A 19,903-nucleotide genomic window follows, 5' to 3' on the forward strand; every position below is an offset into this window, starting at 1 on the left:
CTTGCAATCCGGTTTCGCAATCATTCGCGGTTTTCGCCGACAGGTGACAGCCTCAAAGCCGCTCACCGGTTGACCCAAGATGCTGCCAAACCGAAAAAAGCCCGGCATTCAGACCGGACTTTTTCTTAAGCTGATACCGATTTATTCCGCCGGGACCGCGTGCTCTTCGATGCCCAGAGGGTGTTCGATCTTGTCGAGCATTTCCTTGGGACAAACCTGCACAAAATGGGCAAGCTCAATATCCCAATGCTGCAAAATGTCCTGCGCCTTGCGACTGCCTGTCTCTTCGACATGCCGCTCGACCAGGCGTTCCAACTGACTGATCCAGTGCTGCTCGGTCACCGGGCAGGTGACGATGCTTTCCATGTTCATCAGCGCCTGCGCTTTGCCATCAGGATCATAAAGATACGCCATCCCTCCGGTCATGCCCGCGCCGAAATTGGCCCCAATGTCGCCCAGGATAACCGCAACACCCCCGGTCATGTATTCACACCCGTTGGACCCACAGCCTTCCACGACAACCTTCGCACCTGAATTGCGAACCGCGAACCGCTCGCCTGCGCGACCAGCCGCAAAAAGATACCCATCGGTCGCGCCATACAAAACGGTGTTGCCAATGATCGTATTGTCTGCAGCCACCAAAGGCGACATCATCGGCGGCCGCACAACAATTGTGCCACCGGACAGCCCCTTGCCGACATAATCATTCGCATCGCCTGACACTTCCAGTTTCAGGCCAGGTGCCGCGAACGCACCCAGCGACTGACCCGCCGATCCGGTCAGTTTCACCGTCAAATGGTTCGGCTGAAGCGCGTTGCGCATACCGAACGACTTTACGATGTGGCTCGATGTGCGTGTGCCAACGGTTCGATCCGTATTCTGCACCGCATAGGACAGCTGCATCTTCTCGCCCTCTTCTAGGAACCGCGCCGCATCGCGCACGATTTCCGCATCAAGCGTATCGGGCACCGCATTGCGCGGCTTGTTGCGGTCATAGACGATGTCGTCAGACCCATCGACGCGGATCAACAGCGGGTTGAGGTCCAGATCGTCCAGGTGATCCGACCCGCGCGACACCTGGGACAACAGGTCCGCCCGGCCAATCACCTCGTCAATCGACCGCGCACCGATAGAGGCCAGCACTTCCCGCACTTCCTGCGCGTAGAACGTGATCAGGTTCACAACCTTGTCCGCGTTCCCGGTGAACTTCGCCCGCAGCTCTTCATCCTGCGTACACACGCCAACGGGACAGGTGTTCGACTGGCACTGGCGCACCATGATGCAGCCCATCGCGATCAGCGCGGCGGTGCCGATGCCATATTCCTCGGCCCCCATCATTGCCGCCATGACGATGTCGCGCCCGGTGCGCAAACCGCCATCGGTGCGCAACGTCACGCGGGAGCGCAGGTTGTTCATCGACAGAACCTGATGCGCCTCGGTCAGCCCCATCTCCCACGGCAGACCAGCGTATTTGATGCTGGTCGCGGGCGAGGCCCCCGTACCGCCATTGTGACCAGAGATCAGGATCACATCGGCCTTGGCCTTCGCCACGCCGGCGGCAATCGTGCCCACACCCGAGGACGCCACCAGCTTCACCGTTACCTTGCAGCGCGGATTGATCTGCTTGAGGTCGTAGATCAGCTGCGCAAGGTCTTCGATCGAGTAGATATCGTGGTGCGGCGGCGGTGAGATCAGCGTCACACCCTTGGTCGAATGCCGCAGGCGGGCGATCAGGTCCGTCACCTTCATCCCCGGCAATTGACCGCCCTCGCCGGGCTTGGCCCCTTGCGCGACCTTGATCTCAAGCTCTTCGCACTGGTTCAGGTATTCGGCGGTCACGCCAAAGCGGCCCGACGCCACCTGCTTGATCTTCGCAGACGGGTTGTCGCCATTCGGCTCCGGCACAAAATGCGCCGGGTCTTCGCCGCCCTCGCCGCTGTCAGACTTCGCGCCAATTCGGTTCATCGCCACATTCAGCGTTTTGTGCGCCTCGGGCGACAGCGCGCCCAGCGACATGCCCGGCGTCACGAACCGCTTGCGGATCGAGGTGATGGATTCCACCTCTTCAATATTGATCGGCTCCCCAATGGGCTTGATCGCCAGCAGATCGCGCAAATGGATCGGCGGGTTCGCCTGCATCGCCTTGGAATAGGTCTTCCAAAGCTCATAGGACGCCTTGTTGCACGCCATCTGCATCAGGTGCATCGACTGCGCGCCCCAAGCATGAGTCTCGCCCGATTTGCGCGCCTTATAGAAGCCGCCGATGGGCAACACGTCTTGTCCCCCCCGGAAGCCCAGCGCGTGAATTTCCTCGGCCTTACGCTGCAGACCCAGCAGACCAATCCCCGAAATGCGGCTCAGCATGCCCGGGAAATACTCCGCGCACATCGCACGGCTCAGGCCCACAGCCTCGAAATTCAGACCTCCGCGATACGAGGAAATCACCGAAATCCCCATCTTCGACATGATCTTGAGCAAGCCCTGATCGACAGCATCGCGGTACTTCGCAACCGCTTCGGTCAGAGAAATATCCAGCAAGCCACGATTGATCCGATCCGCCAGCGAATCCTCGGCAAGATAGGCATTCACAACAGTGGCCCCGGCCCCGATCAGCACCGCAAAGTAATGCGGGTCGATACATTCGGCAGACCGGACATTCAGGGATGTGAACGTCCGCAACCCCTTGCGCGTCAGGTGACTGTGCACGGCACTGGTGGCCAGGATCATCGGCATTGCGACTTTATCCGTTCCGCAATGCTCATCGGTCAGGATGATATGCCCGGCCCCAGACCGTACCGCATCCTCCGCTTCGGACCGCACCCGTTCAAGCGCGCGTTGCAGCGCACCCTGATCACCACCCGCCGGGAAGGTACAATCAATCTCGCACAGACCAGCAGAGAAATGCGTGGTCATTTCCTTGAACTGCGCATTGCCCACAAACGGGCTGTCCAGAACAATGATCTCGGTTTGCGCGCTCGACTCGTCCAACACGTTCTTGAGGTTCCCAAACCGCGTCTTAAGGCTCATCACGCGGTATTCGCGCAATGAATCAATCGGCGGGTTTGTCACCTGAGAGAAATTCTGCCGGAAATAATGCGACAGCGGACGGTACTTCTTGGACAAAACCGCAGACGGCGTGTCGTCGCCCATGGACGCCAACGTCTCTTTCCCATCTTCGGCCATCGGCGCAAGGATCTGCTCCAGCTCTTCGATGGTATAGCCTGCCGCAATCTGACGGCGGCGCAAGTCCGCCCCCTCGAACATCGGTTGTTCGGTTACGGCCGCAAGTGCGTTGTCCAATTCGTTGATCTTGCCCACCCAGTCGCCAAAGGGCTGGGCTGCGGCCAGTTTGTCCTTGATCTCTGTGTCGTGGTAAAGCTTGCCCTCTTGCATATCCACAGCCAGCAACTGCCCCGGCCCAAGCGCGCCCTTTTCGCGCACGGTGGCCTCGTCAATCGGCACCATCCCGGCCTCAGAGCCCGCAATCAGCAGCCCATCGCCGGTCACGACATAGCGCATCGGACGCAGCCCGTTCCGGTCAAGCCCGGCACAGACCCAGCGACCATCGGTCATGGCAAGCGCAGCAGGGCCGTCCCAAGGCTCCATCACCGAGTTGCAGTAAGAATACATATCCCGCCACGCCTGCGGCAGCTCAATCGCCTGCTTGGACCAGGATTCAGGGATCAGCATTGTCTTCGCCATCGGCGCATTGCGCCCCGCGCGCACCAGCACTTCGAACACCGCATCGAGCGCCGCCGAATCCGACGCGCCATTGGCGATGATCGGCTTGATGTCTTCCGCCATGTCGCCAAACGCGCCTGAGGCCATTCGGATCTCGTGGCTTTTCATCCAGTTGACGTTGCCCTTGAGCGTGTTGATCTCACCATTATGCGCCAACATACGGAAGGGCTGGGCCAGCCACCACTGCGGGAAGGTGTTGGTTGAATAGCGCTGGTGATAGATCGCAAAGGCGCTCTCGAACCGTTCGTCCTGCAAGTCTGGATAAAACTCCGCCACCTGTTCGGCCAGCATCATGCCCTTATAGATGATCGACCGGCAAGACAGCGACGCGATGTAAAGCTGCCCGATACCAGCCGCGCCCGCCGCCTTTTCGATGCGGCGGCGGATGACATAGAGCTCACGCTCGAACGTCTCTTCATCGACACCCTTGGAATTGGAAATCAGGATCTGCTCAATCTCGGGCCGCGTCGCGTTTGCCTTTTCGCCCAGACAGTCAATGCTGACAGGCACATGCCGCCAGCCATAGATGTAGTACCCCATGCGCAGCACTTCGGTCTCGACAATCGTGCGGCAGGTTTCCTGCGCACCAAAATCGGTCCGCGGCAGAAAGACCTGCCCCACCGCGACGAACTCGTTCTTGCGCGGCTCGTGTCCGGTGCGCTTGATTTGATCGTAAAAGAACGACACGGGGATCTGCACATGAATACCCGCGCCATCGCCCGTCATGCCATCGGCATCCACAGCGCCCCGGTGCCAGATCGCCTTGAGCGCATCAATGCCCGCCTCAACCACTTTGCGGCTCGGCTTGCCGTCGAGGGACACCACAAGCCCCACCCCGCAGGACGAATGCTCTTCTTCCTCGGAATAGAGACCGTTCTCGGCCAGCCATTTCCGCTTGGCTTCCTCGGCCGCCGCCCAGTTCGCATCATATTTGGTCATGTTCTCTCCCTCCTCAGGGGCCGGTGGCGCGCGCTTGGCGGCCCGGCTTATTGTTTATTCTGCGGCAACGGCGCTGGTGCTATTGAACCGCTCAAGGATCGCCTCGGCGCAGTCGCGTCCATCACGGATCGCCCAAACGACCAGCGATGCACCGCGCACGATATCGCCGACGGCGTAGACGCCCGGCAGGTCCGTCGCACCTGTGGTAAACTCGGCCTTTACCGTGCCCCAGCGTGTTACGGCCAGTTCCGGCGCGCCCCAAAGTGTCGGCAACGCCTCGGCCTCAAAACCCAGCGCCTTGATGACCAGATCGGCAGGCTCCACGTAGTCGGATCCCTCGATCACCTCGGGCATCTGCCGCCCGGTCGCATCCGGCAGGCCCAGGCGCATCCGCTGGACCATCACACCCTCGACCGGCTCACCGACAAAGCCCTTGGGCGCGGTCAGCCACTCAAACTGCACGCCCTCTTCCTCGGCGTTCTGCACTTCGCGCTGAGACCCCGGCATGTTTGCCCGGTCGCGGCGGTAAAGGCACTTCACCGACGTCGCGCCCTGACGGATCGCCGTGCGCACGCAGTCCATCGCCGTGTCGCCGCCACCGATGACAACAACGCGCTTGCCCTCGGCGTTCAACTCTCCGCTGTCGAACTCGGGCACATCGTCGCCAAAGCTCTTGCGGTTCGACGCCGTCAGATAATCCAGCGCCTTGACGATCCCGTCCGCGCCAGAGCCCGGCCCCGCCAGATCGCGCGATTTGTAAACGCCCGTGGCGATGATGACCGCGCCATGCTTGGCGCGAATGTCCTGAAACGAGATATCTTCGCCCACATTGCAATTCAGCTCAAACGTGACGCCCCCCAGCTCAAGCTGCTCGTTGCGCCGCATGACAACGGGCTTCTCAAGCTTGAAGCCGGGAATGCCGTAAGTCAGCAACCCACCCGCACGGTCATAGCGGTCGTAAACAGTCACCTGCACCCCCTGGCGGCGCAGCACATCGGCGGCGGCCAGACCGCCCGGTCCGGCACCGATAATGCCAACCGACTCCGCCCGCTCCTGCGCGGGTTTGATCGGCTTGACCCAGCCTTCTTCCCAGGCGGTGTCGGTGATGTATTTCTCGACCGACCCGATGGTCACAGTGCCATGACCCGACGTTTCGATCACGCAATTGCCTTCACACAGGCGGTCCTGAGGGCAGATGCGGCCACAAATCTCGGGGAAGGTGTTGGTGGCTTGCGACACTTCATAGGCCTCCTGCAACCGCCCCTCAGCGGTGAGGCGCAGCCAGTCGGGGATGTTGTTGTGCAGCGGGCAATGCGTCTGGCAATAGGGCACGCCGCATTGCGAACAGCGGCTTGCCTGTTCCTTGGCTTTCGCATCCGCGTATTCGGCGTAAATCTCATGGAAGTCCTCGCGCCGCTCTTCTGCATCGCGTTTTGCAGGCATATCGCGTTCAACCTGCACAAACTTCAACATCGGCTGTTTGGCCATGGCGGATGTCCTTCCTTATTTGACGTTTGGCTTCACTACAGAATTGTTCGCAGAAATAAAAGTAAATTATGCTGACCTATTTCGCACTTTTTTGCCGACACTGCATCGACTTCACGCCGCAATGCAGCTAAATTAGGTCCGATCCGGACTTAATTTAGCTCTTTCGCCTGATTTATATGGCTTTATACCCGTCGATGATGTTGATCATGGACGGCCCGACATGGCATTGACCCACCTGCTCATTCTGGCGCTTGTCCAGGGCATCACCGAATTCCTGCCAATCTCAAGCTCCGGTCACCTCATTCTGCTGCCGAATCTCATCGGCGCACAGGATCAGGGCCAGATCATTGATGTCGCCGTGCATGTCGGCACCCTGTTCGCTGTGGTTTTGTATTTCCGTTCAGATGTAAAAAACGTCAGCCACGGCATGACCCGCCTTCTGCGCGGAAAAATCGACACCCAGGGCGCGTTCTGGGCGCTCTGCCTGATCATTGCGACAATCCCGGTCATTCTCCTCGGCCTCGTCCTCAAACTCACCGGATGGACCGAGGCGCTCCGCTCGGTTGCCGTCATCGGCTGGGCCATGCTGATCTTCGGCCTTGTGCTGTACTGGGCCGATCAAACCGGCCCCACCATCAAAAAGGCCACAAGCTGGAGCCTGCGCGACGCGGTTATCATGGGACTCTGGCAGGCGCTGGCCCTCATCCCCGGCACCTCGCGCTCGGGCATCACGATCACCGCCGGACGCCAACTTGGCTATGACCGGACCAGCGCCGCACGGCTGGCGATGCTGATGTCGATCCCGACAATCATCGCCTCAGGCACCCTCATCGGGGTCGAGGTGATCCAGACCGCCAACATGGCCGCCGCCCGAGACGGCGCAATCGCCGCCGTTTTCGCGTTTTTCGCCGCTCTCGCAGCACTCGCTCTGATGTTCAGACTTCTGAAATCCGTCAGCTTCACGCCCTACGTGATCTATCGCGTGATTCTCGGCATCATCCTGTTGATCATCGCCTATACCTGACATCGCATAGCTTGTTTCTTTGGGCCTCAAATACCTCGGGGAGCCCGAGGGCCAGCGCCCCTCGGACCTGTCCAACGAAAACCCCAATGCCAATCTTAAACCCGATGATACGGTCCGCCAGCCGCAATAGATGCCGCGCGATACAATTGCTCGGCAAGCATCACCCGGACCAATTTGTGCGGCCAAACCATTTTGCCGAATGACAACAAAAAATCAGCCTCACCGCGCAGGGACGGATCTATCCCATCCGCCCCGCCGATAACAAACGTGATGTCAGATCGGCCTTGATCAGCCCATATTTGCAATTTCTTTGAAAAATCCGGCGATGACAAAAGGCTGCCGCGCTCGTCCAGACAGACCATAACAGTACCCGAGGGCAACGCGCCACGCAAAAGCGCAGCCTCAGCCGCCATCCCACCGTTCTTCTTGTCCTCAAGCTCGGTTTCGCCACCAAAGCGCCAGCCAAGCCCGCGTCCCGTCTGGTCGAACCGCGCAAGATAATCATCCACCAGCGCACGCTCTTCAGAGCGGCCCGCAAGCCGCCCCATCGCGCGCAAATGCACCCGCATTCAGCTGGTCCGCGCTTCCCCCGCAGGAAGCCACATCTTTTCCAACTGATAAAACTCGCGCACTTCGGGCCGGAAAATATGCACAATCACATCTCCGGTATCAATCAACACCCAATCGCCGGTGTCCTTGCCCTCAACCTTGGACAAGATACCCCGCTCCGTTTTGAGCATATCCATCAGCTTTTCCGCCAATGCAGACACCTGGCGCGTTGATCGCCCCGAACAGATGACCATATGGTCACCCATGGATGATTTACCGCGCAGATCAATCTGCACGATGTCTTCGGCTTTGTTGTCATCAAGTTCAGAAAGAATCGCCGCGAGCGTCGCATCGCTGGCTGATCCGTGTGCGTGTGTGCCGGTCATGGGCAAACCACCGTCAGTGGCCACAGCCACATCCGTTTGAAGAGACAGGACATCGTCCTCCTTAACATAAACGCCGCTAAGCCCCGGCGCTGGGTACACAGGAAATAACATCGCATATGTAAATTCTCAATAAGCACCACAAAAAATGGCAATCACGCGCCGTAAGGCACCCAGACCGTCTTGACCTCGGTCGCCTGATCCAGAAACGCCGCGCCCTCGCCTTCTGGTCCCATCCAGTCCCGCGCGCGGCCATTATTCACCCAGCTCCGCTTTAGATTTGTCGCCGCACCCCGCTCGATCTCGGCGGACAGGTCAGAAGACGAAAACGACCACACCGCCTCCACATCCATGTGACGCGCCAGCGTCGGGGCCAGCTCTGCATGCCGCCCGGTCAGGATATTGACCACACCGCCCGGCACATCAGACGTCTCCAACACCTGATAAAAATCCGCAGCCACCAGCGGAAACGGCTCAGACGCCACCAGCACAGCCCGGTTACCCATCGCAATCGCAGGGGCCATCACCGACACCACCCCAAGCAACGGCTGATCATCTGGACAAAATGCGCCAATCACACCACAGGGTTCGCGCAGCGCCAAGGCAATCCCCCGCAACGGCACTTGCGCCACACGACCATCATATTTGTCAGCATAGGCGGCATAGGTGAACAATCGGTCAACAGAAGCGTCCACTTCTTTCGCGCCACCGCGCCCGCCCGTCATCTGATTGATCCGCGCAGCAAACTCATCGCCACGCGCCGCCAGGTTTTCCCCAAGATAATACAGGATCTGCGCCCGCAAATGCGCCGTTGTCCTAACCCAGCCACTGGCTCCGCGTGCCGCCTCAACCGCGTTGCGGACATCCTTGCGATTGGCCAAGGGTGCCTGCCCGATCAGCTTGCCCGCGCGTGAAAACACCTCATACGCATAGCCACCATCCGGCCGCACCTGCTTGCCGCCTATATAAAGCTTCGCCGTCCGGTCCACCGCCTGAGGTTCCGTATTCGGCCCCGAACTGAACCCCTCAACCTTGGCCAACGCTTTCGGTTTCCCGGCGGGTTTTGTGTAAGCCATCATCCCTTCCGGCCCACCTTCACGCCCAAACCCGCTTTCGCGCACCCCGCCAAAGGGGGCCGCCGCATCGAACATATTGGTCCCGTTCACCCAAACAACACCCGCCGCCAGCTTGGGCGCGATATCCAAAGCGACATTGATATTCTCGGACCACAAACTCGCGGCCAGCCCATAGCGCGTGTTGTTGGCCAATACGACCGCCTCAGACGGCGTGCGGAACGTGGTGCCCACCAAAACAGGCCCAAAAATCTCGTCCTGCATCAACGGATCAGCCGCACTCAGCCCGGTGATCAAAGTCGGCGGGTAAAAACACCCACCCTCGGGCAGCGCACAATCCGCCTGATACATCTCACCGGCGGTATTCCCATCCACCAATCGCGTGATCGTCTCCAACTGCTTGGGGTCGACAATCGCGCCCACATCAATCGACTTATCCAAAGGCGGCCCAACCCGCAGCTTATCCATCCGCGCGCGCAGCTTGGCATAAAACCGCTCCGCCACACCTTCCTGCACCAAAAGCCGCGACCCCGCACAACAGACCTGCCCCTGATTGAACCAGATCGCATCAACCAGGCCTTCAACAGCTGAATCCAGATCCGCATCCTCGAACACGATGTACGGAGACTTGCCCCCAAGCTCCAACGTCAGCGCCTTTCCAGACCCCGCCCTCGCCTCCCGGATACGTCGCCCTACAGCGGTCGATCCGGTGAACGCCACCTTGTCCACATCCGGGTGTGTGACAACCATTTCTCCCACAGCACCATCGCCGGTGACGATGTTCACAACCCCTTTCGGCAGACCCGCCTGTCGACACATATCCGCAAACAAGAGTGCAGTCAGAGACGTATATTCCGCAGGCTTCAACACCACCGTATTCCCCGCCGCCAAGGCAGGCGCGACCTTCCAGGCCAGCATGAGCAGCGGAAAATTCCACGGGATCACCTGCCCGCACACACCCTGCGCAACCCACCCCGCGCATTCGGTCTCGAACACCTGCGCCTGACCAGCGTGATAATACAAATGCCGCTGTGCCAACGGAATATCAATGTCCCGGCTCTCCCGAATGGGCTTGCCATTGTCCAGCGTCTCCAGCACCGCAAACAGCCGCGCATGCTTTTGCAAAAGCCGTGCCAGCGCATACAAGTAACGCGCGCGCCCCGCACCACCCAGCTTCTCCCACTTGCCCTGCGCCTTGCGCGCCGCCACCACAGCCGCATTCACATCCGCACGCGACGCCTGCGTCAGATGCGCCAAAACCTCACCGGTCGCAGGGTTGCGGCTTTCGAACACCTCCCCCGGCGCAGTCATGTCGCCATCTACGAACTGGCCAAACCGCGATCCCTGATCGACCAACCACGCCAACGCATCCGCCGCCGACTCGGGTGCGTCTCCATATTCCATAGTCTCAAATATATCCTGAACAGTCATGGCGTCTTCTTTTCAAAAATATGCAAATCCAACCTATCCAGCCGCATGCCGCCAGGATGCCGAATAGGCCCCTGTCACATGATGCTCCAACTGCCGCTCAATATCGCCCAAAAGCGAGGATGCCCCGAACCGGAACAGATCATTCTGCAACCACCGATCCCCCAACTCTTCCTTGATCAAAGCCTGATACACCAACGCGTCCTTCGCCTTGGAAATCCCGCCGGCCGGCTTGTATCCCACACGATACCCGGTCTCTTCAAAATACTCCCGAATGGCGCGGATCATCACCAAAGACACGGGCAACGTCGCATTCACGCTTTCCTTGCCCGTCGAGGTCTTGATGAAATCGGCCCCCGCCATCATGCAGACCAAAGACGCCCGCGCGACATTCTGCAAGGTGCCCAATTCACCGGTGGCCAAAATCGCCTTCACATGCGCCTCGCCACAGGCCGCGCGAAAGGTCTTCATCTCATCATAAAGCGCGTCCCAATTCCCGGTCAGCACATGCCGCCGCGAAATCACGATGTCGATTTCGGCCGCCCCCGCTTTGACGCTCTCCTCGATCTCGGCCACGCGCAAATGAAACGGCGACAATCCTGCAGGGAACCCCGTGCTGACAGCCGCCACCGGAATGCCCGATCCGTCCAGCGCTTCCACAGCGGGGGCAATCATATCGTGGTACACGCAGATCGCCCCAACCGTCAGCCCCTCCATGCCCAGCGTCTGCAGCAGATCATGCCGCACCGGTTGCCGTCCCTTGGCACATAAACGCTGAACACGGCCGACCGTGTCATCTCCCGCCAAGGTCGTCAGATCAATGCAAGACACCGCCCGGCACAACCATGCCGCCTGATGCGCCTTTTTGACCGACCGTCGCGCCGGCAATGTCGCCGCGCGCCGTTCGATCGCCGACCGGTTCGCGGTCGCCCGCATGACCCAATCCAGATCAAGCTCCATCCCCGGATTGCGCGGCTCCAATGTCTGTGGAAGCTGCATTGTCTCAGTGGCAGTTTGCATCGGTGTCACTCCTTGATCCTGATGCTGACACGCGCGCCATACGCGCACAACCCGGAACGCGGCGACACGCCTACCTGATCAGGTTGGAAAACCAGCGTTTCACCGCGTTTTTCTGCGGCCTCAGGATCGGCAGATGCAAAATCCGCGGTTTCGGCTGGTCAGAATATATCAACTCCGATGCCTCAAAGATCCGTTTGTTGAATTGCGGCGGGAATACGTAAAACCGCAGGTCGGACTGCCACAGCGTCTCGCGAAAGGTGGGCTGGTCAATCTTGAACCCGGCCGCATCATAGGCCGCCTGCCAATCGCTGAAAAACGCCTCGGTCGCCGCATTTTTGCGGTAAAGCAGCACGCCACAATTGATTTCGGGAAAGGTCTCCGGCACCTCGGTTTTCCACATCCGCCGGTGCCGTGGCCGATGCCACAACATGACATGCGCCCCACACAGATCGAACCGCTGCAAAAGATCAAACAAGGACGACAAGTCGGCGCGGATCATCGTGTCATTGTCCAGATACAGCGTCTCGTCAAACGGGCTGAACTTTAGCGCCCCAACCTTCGGTCGCGTCATCTCCGAAGGAATGACAAATGACCGGTCAAACCCGCTCGTATCGTCATCCTCTGCGCACCAGATGGCACAAGGCATCCCTGGATTGAACCGCTTGACCGACGCCGCCGACCGCCGCGCCACATCGACATGAGCCCTGCCCCAAGCGACGTACATCACCCCCCTGGTTTTGGCCTGATCAGACATGCGCTGCCTCCTGCTGACCCGATCTGCCTAGCTTTGCGCGGGTCGCAAGTAAATGCACAGGCGCGGTTTTCACTTGACCGTTTGCGCGCGGCCAGCAAAGCCAACACCATGACCAGCACAGTCTTCACCGATCTGCAAAAGCGTTCCAAGGGCTTTGTGTCCGGACTGCGGGCGCAGGAATCCGGCATTGATGGTGCTCTTTTGGTAACCGGCTCATATCATGTGGATGCCTATAAAGATGCCCTGTTCAGCAGCCTTGGGATTGCATGTCCCGACCGCATCATGCGCGCTGTTGCCAAACGCAAAGCCGATTACCTTGCCGGGCGCAGCATCGCACAGGCTGCCATGATGGCGCTTGACGCCCCACCCGCACCGATCACCACCGCCCCGTCGCGCGCACCCGTCTGGCCGCAAGGGCTCACCGGATCGATCAGTCACGCACGCGGTCGGTGTGCCTGTATGCTGTCGCGCAACACCGATCAGTTCTATGGCGTCGATACCGAAGCGATCGCCAGCGGCGCATCCCTTACCGCGATTCGCTCGGAAACATTGACGGCCCAAGACCGCACGGCAATTACCAAAGGGGATCTGCCCCCTGCCATCAAGGCAACGCTCGTGTTTTCGGCAAAAGAGGCCTTGTTCAAAGCGCTGCACCCACGCGTTGATCGCTATTTCGGCTTTGACTGCGCAGAATTGGTCGCGGCCCCGACACAGAACATGATGCGCCTTCGCCTGACCACGGATTTGGCGATTGGTATTCGCACAGGTGATACCTTTCCCATTCGTTTCGAATACACGGATACACATGTGCTCACATGGTTGGCCGTGCCATCTGCCTAAAGATCAAACCTTTCCAATACCCTAAATCGACTCTATCGAATCATTGGAAATAGAACAAAATAAGAACATAAACTGTTCTCATGTTCGCAGAACTGTCGATCACCTCCAATTTCACCTTTCTCACCGGGGCCTCCCACCCCGAGGAATACATGACCCGTGCCGCCGAGCTGGGCCTGTCTGCCATCGCCATCACCGACACCAACACAGTTGCAGGCATCGTGCGCGCCTGGACCGAAGCGAAACAGATCAAGCGCATCCTCACCGAACGCGCAGAACAAGAGGCCAAACACGGGCCCATCGGCCCTTCAGTTCCAGACCATATCCCACACCAGCGGTCTCATCTCCTCACCCATGTGCCACGCCTGATCCCCGGCGCAAAAATCGTCACTGACACCGGGTTCACCGTCACCGCCCTTGCCAGCACCCGCCAGGGCTGGGCACATCTCTGTCGCCTGCTCAGCAAAGGCCGTATGCGCGCCCCCAAAGGCGACTGCCACCTGAGGCTCGACGATCTGCTGGGATGCGATGACGGCCTTCACTGGCTTTTGCACCCGTCCCAAACCGCGCCAACGTCCCAGAGCGGCGCGGGCGATTGGCTGCAACACGCGCATCGCATGACGCGCCGCTTCCCCGGTCACACATATGTGCTGCTGTGCCCGCATTACGACGGCCAGGACCCACAGCGCTTTGCAGCCCACACCGATCTCGCAACCCGGCTTGGCATCCCCACCATCGCCTCGGCCACGCCCATCATGCATCACGGCCGCCGCCGTCGCATGGCCGATGTGGTGACCGCCATCCGCGAGGGCTGTCGTGTGGATGATCTGGGCACACAGGCCCTTGCCAATGGGGAACAGCGCCTGCGCTCGGAAACCGATATGCGTCGCATCCTTGGCCCCCATGCCGATGCGGTGGACCGCGCCGCAGCGCTGGCCCACGACTGTCATTTTGATCTGGGCCAACTGCGCTACGAATATCCCAGCGAAATCACCGCCAATGAAACCGCCACGGAACGCCTCAAACGCCTGACCTATGAAGGCATGAAATGGCGCTACCCCTATGGCGCACCCGACAAGGTCAAACGCCTTCTCAAACACGAACTGGCTTTGATCGAAAAACTCAATTACGAACCCTATTTCCTTACCGTCCGCGACATTGTCCACTTTGCCAGAGGGCGCGGCATCCTCTGTCAGGGGCGCGGATCGGCGGCCAACTCGGTTGTCTGCTATTGCCTTGGCGTGACCTCTGTCTCCCCCGAACTTGGCACGATGGTGTTCGAACGCTTCGTATCCGAGGCGCGGGACGAGCCGCCCGACATTGACGTCGATTTCGAACATGAACGCCGCGAAGAGGTGATCCAGCACATCTACGACCGCTACGGCCGCCACCGTGCAGGGCTGTGCGCAACGGTCATCCACTACCGCGGCAAACGCGCCATCCGCGAAGTTGGCCGTGCCATGGGTCTGAGTGAGGACACCATCGGCGCGCTCTCCTCGCAGCTTTGGGGGTTCTTTTCCACCAATGGTCTCGAAGAACACCGCATGCGCGAAATCGGCCTTGATCCCAACGACCACCGCCTGCGGCTCACGATGGACCTGATCTTTGAAATCATCGGCTTCCCCCGCCACCTCTCACAGCATGTTGGCGGCTTTATCGTCACCGAAGGCCGGCTTGACGAACTGGTCCCCATCGAGAACGCCACGATGGAAGACCGCACCGTCATCTGCTGGGACAAAGACGATATCGACGCGTTGGGCATTCTCAAGATTGATGTGCTCGCCCTTGGTATGCTGTCCTGCATCCGCAAAAGCTTTGACCTGCTCAAACTGCACCACAACCAGACGCATACACTGGCGACCCTCCCACCCGAAGACCCGGGCGTCTACGATATGCTGTGCCGCGCCGACAGCATCGGTGTCTTTCAGGTGGAATCCCGCGCCCAGATGAACTTTCTGCCGCGTATGCGCCCGCGCACGTTTTACGATCTGGTGATCGAGGTCGCCATCATCCGCCCCGGCCCCATCCAGGGCGATATGGTCCACCCCTATATCCGCCGCCGCAATGGCGAAGAAGAGGTGTCGTTCCCATCAGATGAGTTGGGGCAAGTGCTGGGCAAAACCCTTGGCGTGCCGCTGTTTCAGGAACAGGCGATGCAGATTGCCATCGTCGGCGCGGGTTTCACCCCCGAACAGGCCGACCGCTTGCGCCGGTCTCTGGCCACCTTCAAGAAGCATGGCTCAGTGTCGGAATTCCGCACCCTCTTCATGCGCGGGATGCGCCGCAACGGCTACGAGGAAGACTTCGCCGAACGCTGCTTTTCCCAGATCGAAGGCTTCGGCTCCTACGGCTTCCCCGAAAGCCACGCCGCCAGCTTTGCCCTGCTGGTCTACGCAAGCGCCTGGGTCAAACACCACCACCCCGGCATTTTTGCCTGCGCGCTGCTCAACTCCCAACCGATGGGCTTTTACGCTCCTGCCCAGATCGTCCGCGACGCGCGCGAACATGGCGTGACGGTCCTGCCCATCTGCATCAACGCCAGCTATTGGGACAACGTCATGGAACCCACCAAAGACGGAAACCTGGCCCTGCGCCTTGGCTTTCGTCAGATCAAAGGCCTGTCCGAAGAAGACGCACAATGGATCGCCGCCGGGCGCGGCAATGGATATCAAAGCGTGACCGATGTCTGGCGCCGCGCCGGGCTTGACCCGGCCGTGATCGCAAAACTGGCCGAGGCCGATACATTCCGCGCGCTGGGCCAGAACCGCAGGCAAGCTCTCTGGGAGGCAAAGGCCCTGACCAGCCGCAAACCGCTTCCGCTTTTCGATGGCGACATCGACGGCGAAGGCATCGCCGAACCCGCCGCCCTTTTGCCCGAGATGACCGAGGGCGAACAGATCGTCGAAGATTACGTCGCCATGCACCTGACCTTGCGCCGTCATCCCGTGGCGTTGCTCAGGCCTTTGCTCACCCCGGATCGAACTTGTACGGGTCAACCGTACAAACCGACCCAATCGTACGGCAAACCCAAACCGGCGCCGATGCCGCTGCCCGTCACCCGCGGAAATCCGGAGTGATCGGAAACGCCTGATTGAACCGCCGCACCCCGTCCCCGGAAAACCGCACCGCCCGGCTGTCCTTCACCCGATAGGCCCAGCTCATCATTTCAAACCGCTTCAGAAGCGCACGCCCCAATGATCCCGCCAGATGCGACCGCCGCGCGCTCCAGTCCAGACAGGTCCGACAGACCGGCGCACGAGAGTTCATCAATGGGGCAAGGTCAATCCCAAGGGTTTGCACAAAGGCCTCCCCCGGCTCGGTCAGCTTTGGCTGATCATCGGTCAACACCATGAAATCACGCGCCAAAAGGCTATCGAACAGCTGAATTCCCTTGCTGCCGGCCAAATGGTTGTAACACACCCTTGCCTCCCGAAGCGCCGCATCCTTTGGTCCGGTCCGTGTCCGCAAATGCCCCTGCCCCGCAGCAAATCCCATGAGCGTTTCCAAAACCTGCGCCACCTCTTCCGACGCCAGCGTGAAATATTTATGCCGTCCCTGCCGCGCCTCTGTGACAAGACCACCATCGGTCAACCGTGCCAAATGCGAAGACGCCGTCTGCGCCGACACCCCCGCCTCTGCCGCCAACTCACTGGCAGTCAAGGCTTTTCCGCTCATCAACGCCGTCAGAATATTGGCACGGGCGGGATCACCAATCAGCGCTGCGATGCGGGCTATGTCGGGTCCGTGCTTCATAATTCGATCTTACCTGAAATATGCACGCGCACAATACGATCTGCATCGAAATAACGCCGCACCGCACCGTGCTACACCGTTGCCACCACAACCAAAGGACCAGACATGCTGACCTGCATCATCCGCTATCACATTGATCCCACGAAGAAATCCCAGTTCGAAACCTATGCGCGCAACTGGGGCACGGCTATCCCGCGCTGCGGTGCAGACCTGATCGGGTATTACGCCCCCCACGAAGGCTCAAGCACGCTGGCCTACGGCATCTACAGCATTGAAAATCTTGCAGAATACGAAGCCTACCGCGCCCGCCTGTCTGCCGATCCGCTTGGTCAGGAAAACTATGCCTTCGCCCAACGCGAAAAGTTCCTCTTGCGCGAAGACCGCACCTTCCTCAAGCTTTGCTCCACTCCACAAGGACAGCCAAAATGATCGCCATCATCTTCGAAGTCATCCCCGCCGAGGGCCAGAAAGACGCCTATCTCGACATCGCGGCCGAGATGCGCCCGATGGTCGAACAGGTCGAAGGATTTCTGGGGGTCGAGCGGTTTCAAAGCCTGACAAACCCTGAAAAACTGCTTTCGCTCAGTTTTTTCGAGGATGAAGACGCGGTCCTGCGCTGGCGCAAACTGGCCGCACACCGCAACGCGCAATCCAAAGGCCGCAGCGGCGTGTTTTCAGACTATCACCTCCGCGTCGCTCATGTGATCCGCGACTACGGTATGTTTGACCGCGATCAGGCCCCGGAGGACAGTGTGAAAGTACACGGCTGATCGCATCTTCTTTTCGCAAATATGCAAACCCAACGCGCACAAAGGCAACGGGTTTGCAAATTCAGGGCTTAAATCCCCACATCGATTATTGCCTTGGCAAGGATCGGCACGGTGTCCTTGTTCAAACCGGCAATGTTCAAACGCGAGTCGCCAACCAGATAAATCGCATGATCCTCGCGCAGCTTGTCCACTTGTTCAGGCGACGCGCCAAGCCGCGAGAACATGCCACGGTGCTGGGCGATAAAGCCGAACCGGTCTGACCCGGACGCTTTCTGCAATTCAGCCGCCAGCAATTCCCGCAGACCCAGCATAGAGTTGCGCACCTCTTCCAGTTCTTCCGCCCAATCGGCACGCAGGGCGTTGTCGTTCAGAACCATCGTCACCAACCGCGCGCCATGATCGGGCGGAAAGGAATAGTTCTGACGATTGAGATAGGCCAAGGTTCCCTGATTCAGCTTATGCGCCGCAGGGTTTTGAGACACAGCCATCAAGATACCTGTCCGCTCGCGGTAAATCCCGAAATTCTTGGAACAGCTTGCCGCGATGATGGTTTCAGGCACCGAGGACGCGATCAGACGCGTTGCCGCCGCGTCTTCGTCCAGCCCATCACCAAAGCCCTGATACGCAATATCGACCATCGGGGTCGCACCGGTTTTGACCAGCAAATCCACCAGCGCCTGCCATTCCGTCATGTTCAGGTTCGCACCCGTCGGGTTGTGACAGCAGCCATGCACCAGCACGATATCACCCGGCCCGGCTTTTGCCAGATCGGCCATCATCCCGTCGAAATCCACACCGCGCGTCTCGTCGTCGAAATAGCGATAGGGCACCATGTTCATCCCCATATGCTTGAGGATCGACAAGTGGTTCGGCCAAGTCGGATTGCTGACATAGACCCGCCCGGTCGGGTTCGCCATGCGGATCATGTCAAAACCCTGGCGCACCGCTCCGGTGCCCCCCGGTGTTGCCACAGCCGCCACATTTGCGCGCGGCACGGCATCGCCCAGAACCATCGCAATCATCGCATCCGCAAAGGCCGGATCACCCGCAAGCCCGGTATAGGCCTTGGTTGTCTCGGTTTCCCAAAGCTGCTTTTCTGCGGCTTTGATCGCGCGCATGATCGGCGTGTTGCCGGTGGCATCCTTGTAGACGCCGACACCAAGATCAATCTTGCCCTCGCGCGGGTCTTCGCGAAATGTCTGAACCAGCGCCAGGATTTTATCCGCAGGTTGTTCTTTCAGCGTTTCAAACATCAGTCATCTCCAGTGGCCACAGGTACGGTGGGAAACTGGCCCCATTCGCACCATGACCCGTCATATAAGGAATGGTTTTCTTTACCCATGCGCGCCATCGCAAGCGACAGGATCGCTGCCGTCACACCGGACCCGCAGGTGGTGATTGCAGGACGCGACAGGTCAACACCCGCCGCTTCGAAAATCGCCCGTGTTTCCTCGACCGATTTCATGGTCTGGTCTTCCCGCAAAAGCGAGGCGTAGTGAACGTTTTTCGAACCGGGGATATGTCCGGGCCGCAACCCCGGGCGTGGCTCCGGCTCTTCCCCCCGAAAGCGTCCGGCGGACCGCGCATCAATGATTTCGTGATCCCCCAGTTTTGACGCCGCAGACACCTGTGTCACGTCACGCACAAGATGCGCCTGACGTCGCACCGTCATGTGACGGTCACGGATCATCGGCGGCATGTCTTCCAGGTCGCGGCCTTCGGCCACCCATTTGGGCAGCCCGCCATCCAGAACAGCTATGTCATTCTGCCCCATAAGCTTGAACAGCCACCAAACCCGCGCTGCTGAAAACAGACCGGCCCCGTCATACACCACCACCTGATGCCCATCACCAATGCCCATTGCCCGCATCCGCGACATGAACTTTTCGATGGGCGGGACCATATGTGGCAGCTCAGACCGGCTGTCGGAGATATCATCAATGTCGAAAAACCGCGCGCCCGGGATGTGACCGGCGTCATATTCCGCTTTGGCATCCCGCCCGCTGTCGGGCATATACATTGACCCGTCCAGAATGCGAAGATCTGGGTCCCGCATATGTGCGGCCAGCCAAGCGGTGGAAACAAGTGTTTTGGGATCGTCTTGTGCCATTTGCGCCCTCGGAACTGGAGTTGCCCCTGCATAA

At 59.6% G+C, this 19,903-nt stretch carries 15 protein-coding genes; 5 read left to right on the top strand and 10 right to left on the bottom strand.

Features of this window, described 5'->3' with window-relative positions:
- Positions 1 to 141 precede the first annotated feature (141 nt).
- Together gltB and ACG74X_RS02530 are read right to left on the bottom strand one after the other, a co-directional pair.
- Positions 142 to 4,680 carry a glutamate synthase large subunit gene (gene gltB / locus ACG74X_RS02525; RefSeq protein ID WP_411232498.1) on the bottom strand — a complete coding sequence of 1,513 codons (4,539 nt, stop codon included), beginning with the start codon at positions 4,678 to 4,680 and terminating at the stop codon, positions 142 to 144.
- A 54-nt stretch (positions 4,681 to 4,734) separates the two neighbouring features.
- Positions 4,735 to 6,168, bottom strand: coding sequence for an NAD(P)-dependent oxidoreductase (locus tag ACG74X_RS02530; protein ID WP_411232499.1), 1,434 nt, complete (start codon positions 6,166 to 6,168; stop codon positions 4,735 to 4,737).
- Positions 6,169 to 6,388: 220 nt separating this feature from the next.
- Between ACG74X_RS02530 and ACG74X_RS02535 the strand changes: the two genes are divergently transcribed.
- Entirely contained in the window at positions 6,389 to 7,192 is an 804-nt protein-coding gene (locus tag ACG74X_RS02535) for an undecaprenyl-diphosphate phosphatase (RefSeq protein WP_411232501.1), read from the top strand.
- A gap of 95 nt (positions 7,193 to 7,287) precedes the next feature.
- Here ACG74X_RS02535 and rlmH read toward each other — a convergent pair whose 3' ends face one another.
- From rlmH to ACG74X_RS02560, 5 genes are all read right to left on the bottom strand, one after another.
- A complete protein-coding gene (gene rlmH / locus ACG74X_RS02540) occupies positions 7,288 to 7,761 on the bottom strand; it encodes a 23S rRNA (pseudouridine(1915)-N(3))-methyltransferase RlmH (RefSeq protein WP_411232502.1) in 474 nt (157 codons plus the stop codon).
- Positions 7,762 to 8,127, bottom strand: coding sequence for a ribosome silencing factor (rsfS, locus tag ACG74X_RS02545; RefSeq protein ID WP_411232503.1), 366 nt, complete (start codon positions 8,125 to 8,127; stop codon positions 7,762 to 7,764). It abuts the gene before it with no gap.
- A gap of 152 nt (positions 8,128 to 8,279) precedes the next feature.
- Positions 8,280 to 10,628 carry an aldehyde dehydrogenase family protein gene (locus ACG74X_RS02550; RefSeq protein ID WP_411232504.1) on the bottom strand — a complete coding sequence of 783 codons (2,349 nt, stop codon included), beginning with the start codon at positions 10,626 to 10,628 and terminating at the stop codon, positions 8,280 to 8,282.
- Positions 10,629 to 10,661: 33 nt separating this feature from the next.
- Positions 10,662 to 11,645, bottom strand: coding sequence for a deoxyribose-phosphate aldolase (deoC, locus tag ACG74X_RS02555; protein ID WP_411232506.1), 984 nt, complete (start codon positions 11,643 to 11,645; stop codon positions 10,662 to 10,664).
- A 70-nt stretch (positions 11,646 to 11,715) separates the two neighbouring features.
- Positions 11,716 to 12,399 (bottom strand): hypothetical protein, encoded by a 684-nt coding sequence (locus ACG74X_RS02560; RefSeq protein WP_411232507.1) that lies wholly within the window; start codon positions 12,397 to 12,399, stop codon positions 11,716 to 11,718.
- 108 nt (positions 12,400 to 12,507) lie between these two features.
- Here ACG74X_RS02560 and ACG74X_RS02565 point away from each other — a divergent pair, with 108 nt between their 5' ends.
- Together ACG74X_RS02565 and ACG74X_RS02570 are read left to right on the top strand one after the other, a co-directional pair.
- Positions 12,508 to 13,239, top strand: a complete 732-nt coding sequence (locus ACG74X_RS02565) for a 4'-phosphopantetheinyl transferase family protein (protein ID WP_411232509.1) — start codon at positions 12,508 to 12,510, stop codon at positions 13,237 to 13,239.
- 80 nt (positions 13,240 to 13,319) lie between these two features.
- Positions 13,320 to 16,313: an error-prone DNA polymerase gene (locus ACG74X_RS02570; RefSeq protein ID WP_411232511.1), complete on the top strand. Its 2,994-nt coding sequence runs from the start codon at positions 13,320 to 13,322 to the stop codon at positions 16,311 to 16,313.
- Here ACG74X_RS02570 and ACG74X_RS02575 read toward each other — a convergent pair.
- Entirely contained in the window at positions 16,291 to 16,989 is a 699-nt protein-coding gene (locus tag ACG74X_RS02575) for an ArsR/SmtB family transcription factor (protein WP_411232512.1), read from the bottom strand. The two genes, ACG74X_RS02570 and ACG74X_RS02575, sit on opposite strands and share 23 nt — an antisense overlap.
- A gap of 105 nt (positions 16,990 to 17,094) precedes the next feature.
- On the opposite strand from ACG74X_RS02575, the gene ACG74X_RS02580 reads away from it, so the two are divergent.
- Positions 17,095 to 17,418: an NIPSNAP family protein gene (locus ACG74X_RS02580; protein ID WP_411232514.1), complete on the top strand. Its 324-nt coding sequence runs from the start codon at positions 17,095 to 17,097 to the stop codon at positions 17,416 to 17,418.
- Positions 17,415 to 17,759 (top strand): antibiotic biosynthesis monooxygenase family protein, encoded by a 345-nt coding sequence (locus ACG74X_RS02585; protein WP_411232515.1) that lies wholly within the window; start codon positions 17,415 to 17,417, stop codon positions 17,757 to 17,759. The genes ACG74X_RS02580 and ACG74X_RS02585 overlap by 4 nt, the downstream gene beginning before the upstream one ends.
- A gap of 68 nt (positions 17,760 to 17,827) precedes the next feature.
- Here ACG74X_RS02585 and ACG74X_RS02590 read toward each other — a convergent pair whose 3' ends face one another.
- Both ACG74X_RS02590 and sseA read right to left on the bottom strand, forming a co-directional pair.
- A complete protein-coding gene (locus tag ACG74X_RS02590) occupies positions 17,828 to 19,012 on the bottom strand; it encodes an aromatic amino acid transaminase (protein WP_411232517.1) in 1,185 nt (394 codons plus the stop codon).
- Positions 19,012 to 19,869: a 3-mercaptopyruvate sulfurtransferase gene (gene sseA / locus ACG74X_RS02595; RefSeq protein WP_411232519.1), complete on the bottom strand. Its 858-nt coding sequence runs from the start codon at positions 19,867 to 19,869 to the stop codon at positions 19,012 to 19,014. The genes ACG74X_RS02590 and sseA overlap by 1 nt, the downstream gene beginning before the upstream one ends.
- Positions 19,870 to 19,903: the final 34 nt, after the last annotated feature.

The sequence above is a fragment of the Marivita sp. S0852 genome (assembly GCF_046591575.1).
Lineage (GTDB): Bacteria > Pseudomonadota > Alphaproteobacteria > Rhodobacterales > Rhodobacteraceae > Marivita.

Bases quoted from the DNA above. Each gene is read 5' to 3' on its own strand.
- ACG74X_RS02570 (WP_411232511.1), top strand. From the start codon at position 13,320: ATGTTCGCAGAACTGTCGATCACCTCCAATTTCACCTTTCTCACCGGG.
- ACG74X_RS02560 (WP_411232507.1), bottom strand. From the start codon at position 12,399: ATGTCTGATCAGGCCAAAACCAGGGGGGTGATGTACGTCGCTTGGGGC.
- ACG74X_RS02530 (WP_411232499.1), bottom strand. From the start codon at position 6,168: ATGGCCAAACAGCCGATGTTGAAGTTTGTGCAGGTTGAACGCGATATG.
- ACG74X_RS02585 (WP_411232515.1), top strand. From the start codon at position 17,415: ATGATCGCCATCATCTTCGAAGTCATCCCCGCCGAGGGCCAGAAAGAC.
- deoC (WP_411232506.1), bottom strand. From the start codon at position 11,645: ATGCAAACTGCCACTGAGACAATGCAGCTTCCACAGACATTGGAGCCG.
- ACG74X_RS02575 (WP_411232512.1), bottom strand. From the start codon at position 16,989: ATGAAGCACGGACCCGACATAGCCCGCATCGCAGCGCTGATTGGTGAT.
- ACG74X_RS02535 (WP_411232501.1), top strand. From the start codon at position 6,389: ATGGCATTGACCCACCTGCTCATTCTGGCGCTTGTCCAGGGCATCACC.
- gltB (WP_411232498.1), bottom strand. From the start codon at position 4,680: ATGACCAAATATGATGCGAACTGGGCGGCGGCCGAGGAAGCCAAGCGG.
- ACG74X_RS02590 (WP_411232517.1), bottom strand. From the start codon at position 19,012: ATGTTTGAAACGCTGAAAGAACAACCTGCGGATAAAATCCTGGCGCTG.
- ACG74X_RS02565 (WP_411232509.1), top strand. From the start codon at position 12,508: ATGACCAGCACAGTCTTCACCGATCTGCAAAAGCGTTCCAAGGGCTTT.
- ACG74X_RS02550 (WP_411232504.1), bottom strand. From the start codon at position 10,628: ATGACTGTTCAGGATATATTTGAGACTATGGAATATGGAGACGCACCC.
- rlmH (WP_411232502.1), bottom strand. From the start codon at position 7,761: ATGCGGGTGCATTTGCGCGCGATGGGGCGGCTTGCGGGCCGCTCTGAA.
- sseA (WP_411232519.1), bottom strand. From the start codon at position 19,869: ATGGCACAAGACGATCCCAAAACACTTGTTTCCACCGCTTGGCTGGCC.
- ACG74X_RS02580 (WP_411232514.1), top strand. From the start codon at position 17,095: ATGCTGACCTGCATCATCCGCTATCACATTGATCCCACGAAGAAATCC.
- rsfS (WP_411232503.1), bottom strand. From the start codon at position 8,127: ATGACCGGCACACACGCACACGGATCAGCCAGCGATGCGACGCTCGCG.